This is a genomic window from Mesorhizobium sp. M7A.F.Ca.CA.002.05.1.1, from assembly GCF_003998335.1.
Classification (GTDB): domain Bacteria; phylum Pseudomonadota; class Alphaproteobacteria; order Rhizobiales; family Rhizobiaceae; genus Mesorhizobium.
Genome location: NZ_RZQI01000747.1, coordinates 1 through 2,988, shown reverse-complemented (window position 1 = coordinate 2,988; position 2,988 = coordinate 1). Strand labels below are relative to the sequence as shown.

General features: G+C 62.3%; 4 protein-coding genes. All 4 read left to right on the top strand.

Annotated features, from left to right (window positions below):
- Window positions 1-1,239, top strand: a 1,239-nt coding sequence (locus EN939_RS27740; protein WP_206528355.1) for a cbb3-type cytochrome c oxidase subunit I, incomplete at its 5' end; no start/stop codon positions are given.
- A 5-nt stretch (window positions 1,240-1,244) separates the two neighbouring features.
- Complete coding sequence (cyoC, locus tag EN939_RS27735) at window positions 1,245-1,871, top strand: cytochrome o ubiquinol oxidase subunit III (RefSeq protein WP_127270912.1); 627 nt, start codon at window positions 1,245-1,247, stop codon at window positions 1,869-1,871.
- Window positions 1,868-2,248, top strand: coding sequence for a cytochrome o ubiquinol oxidase subunit IV (gene cyoD / locus EN939_RS27730; RefSeq protein ID WP_127270910.1), 381 nt, complete (start codon window positions 1,868-1,870; stop codon window positions 2,246-2,248). The genes cyoC and cyoD overlap by 4 nt, the downstream gene beginning before the upstream one ends.
- A 96-nt stretch (window positions 2,249-2,344) precedes the next feature.
- A partial coding sequence (locus EN939_RS27725; RefSeq protein ID WP_164751274.1) for an SURF1 family protein occupies window positions 2,345-2,988 on the top strand: 644 nt, incomplete at its 3' end.

The window sequence follows — 2,988 nt, the reverse complement described above, 5'->3', positions numbered from 1 at the left end:
GTGCTGGCCCTGCTGGCTCTCGACCGCTATGTCGGCACCAACTTCTTCACGAACGACTTCGGCGGCAATCCGATGATGTACGTGAACCTGATCTGGATCTGGGGCCACCCCGAGGTCTACATCCTGATCCTGCCGGCCTTCGGCATATTTTCGGAAGTGACCTCGGCCTTCTGCGGCAAGCGGCTCTTCGGCTACACGTCGATGGTCTACGCGACCGTCGTCATCACCATCCTGTCCTACCTGGTCTGGCTGCATCACTTTTTCACCATGGGATCGGGAGCGAGCGTCAACTCGTTCTTCGGCATCACAACGATGATCATTTCGATCCCGACAGGCGCCAAGATATTCAACTGGCTGTTCACCATGTACCGCGGCCGCATCCGCTTCGAACTGCCGATGATGTGGACGGTCGCCTTCATGCTGACCTTCGTCGTCGGCGGCATGACCGGCGTGCTGCTCGCGGTTCCGCCGGCCGACTTCGTGCTCCACAACAGCCTGTTCCTGGTCGCGCATTTCCACAACGTCATCATCGGCGGCGTGCTGTTCGGCCTGTTTGCCGGCATCAGCTACTGGTTCCCCAAGGCATTCGGCTTCCGGCTCGATCCGTTCTGGGGAAAGATGTCGTTCTGGTTCTGGGTGGTCGGCTTCTGGTTCGCCTTCATGCCGCTCTACATCCTCGGCTTGATGGGCGTAACGCGCCGGCTGCGCACCTTTGAGGATCCCTCGCTGCAGATCTGGTTCATCATCGCCGCCTTCGGCGCCTTCCTGATCCTGCTTGGGATCCTGTCCTTCCTCATCCAGATCTTCGTCAGCGTGCGCCGGCGCGAGCAGCTTCGCGACGATACCGGCGATCCGTGGGACGGGCGCACCCTCGAATGGGCAACCTCGTCGCCGCCCCCGGCCTACAATTTCGCCTTCACGCCCGTCGTCCACGATCTCGACGCCTGGGCGGACATGAAGAATCGCGGCTACCAGCGTCCGTTGACGGGCTTCCGCGACATCCACATGCCGCGCAACACCGGAGCCGGCGTCGTCCTGGCCGGGTTGAGCGTGGTGCTTGCCATGGCGCTCATCTGGTACATTTGGTGGCTGGCGATCGTCAGCTTCGTCGCCCTGATCGGCTACGCCATCGCGCATACCTTCAACTACGACCGGGACTTCCACATTCCGTCCAGTGACGTCACCCGCGTCGAGGACGAGCGGACACGCCTGCTCGCAGCCACCAGCCAGGCGGGATAAGCACCATGGCACACGCCGACACGGTGATCGACGACACGGTCTTCCACCTGGAAGACGACCACGGCCATGCCGAGAGCGGCAGCAGCACCATGCTCGGCTTCTGGATCTACCTGATGAGCGACTGCCTCATCTTCGCGATGCTGTTCGCGGTCTACGGCGTGCTCGGTGGCAATTACGCGGCCGGACCCGCGCCGAAGGATCTGTTCGATCTTCCGCTGGTCGCGCTGAACACCACCATGCTGCTCCTGTCCTCCATCACTTACGGCTTCGCGATGCTGGAGATGGCGAAGGGACGGGTGAAACCCATGCAGGTGTGGCTGGTGATCACTGGCCTGTTCGGCCTCGCCTTTCTCAGCATCGAACTCTACGAATTCGCCCATTTCATCCACGAGGGGGCGACGCCGCAGCGCAGCGGCTTCCTGTCATCGTTCTTCACGCTGGTCGGAACGCACGGCCTGCACGTCACCTTCGGCCTGGTCTGGCTGGTGGTGCTGATGGTGCAGGTCTCCAGGCACGGGCTGATCGCCGCGAACCAGCGGCGCCTGATGTGCCTGAGCATGTTCTGGCACTTCCTTGACGTCATCTGGATCGGCGTCTTTACCTTCGTTTATCTGATGGGAATGTTGCGATGAGCGCCGGCCACCACACAGACACCAGCGACCAGAGCCACGCGCGTCACGGCGTCGATCACGGCTCGCTGCGCGGCTATCTGACAGGCTTCGGCCTGTCCGTCGTGCTGACCGCCATTCCCTTCTGGCTGGTCATGACCAACGCACTCGGCAATCAGATGGCTTCGGCGATTGCCATCATGGCCTTCGCCGTCGTGCAAATCATCGTCCACATGGTGTTCTTTCTGCATATGAACACCAGGTCGGAGAGCGGCTGGACCATGATGGCCCTGATCTTCACCCTCATCCTGGTGGTGATCGCGCTGACGGGCTCGCTCTGGGTCATGTACCATCTGAACGCCAACATGATGCCCGGCCATGACATGAGTCAGATACCCTGAGAGAGGGACCTGGCTTTGGATGAACAGGCGCGGACGACACCGCATTCGAATACAGGCGACGGCCAAAGGGTTACGCGTTCACCATGGACGCTGTTGGTGCTTTGCCTTTGCGGTGCCATCGGCGTCGCAGGGTTCTCGGCGCTCGGTATCTGGCAGCTGGAGCGCCGCGTCTGGAAGCTCGACCTGATCGAGCGTGTCGACCAGCGTCTCAAGGCGGTACCTGTGGCCGCCCCGGCGCCTTCGGCCTGGCCAGAGATCAACGCCAGGGATGATGAGTATCGCCAGCTTGCCGTCACGGGCCGGTTCCTCGGTGATCGCGAGACCCTGGTCCAGGCGGTCACCGATCGCGGCGGTGGTTTCTGGGTAATGGCGCCGTTCCGAGCGGATGATGGCTTCACGATTCTGGTGAACAGGGGCTTCGTGCCGACGGACAAGCGCGATCCGGCAACCCGCCTCGCAGGCAAGCCCTCGGGCGATCACACCGGAATTCGCGGCCTGCTGCGCCTGACCGAACCGAAGGGCGGCTTCCTGCGCAACAACGATCCGGCCGCCAACCGCTGGTATTCGCGCGATGTGCAGGCGATCGCCACGACGCAATGCCTCGGGCAGGTCGCTCCTTATTTCATCGATGCCGATGCCGCGCCCAATCCGGGAGGGTGGCCGGTCGGCGGCCTGACGGTCGTTTCGTTCCACAACAACCATCTGGCCTATGCCCTGACATGGTTCGGGCTGGCCTTGAT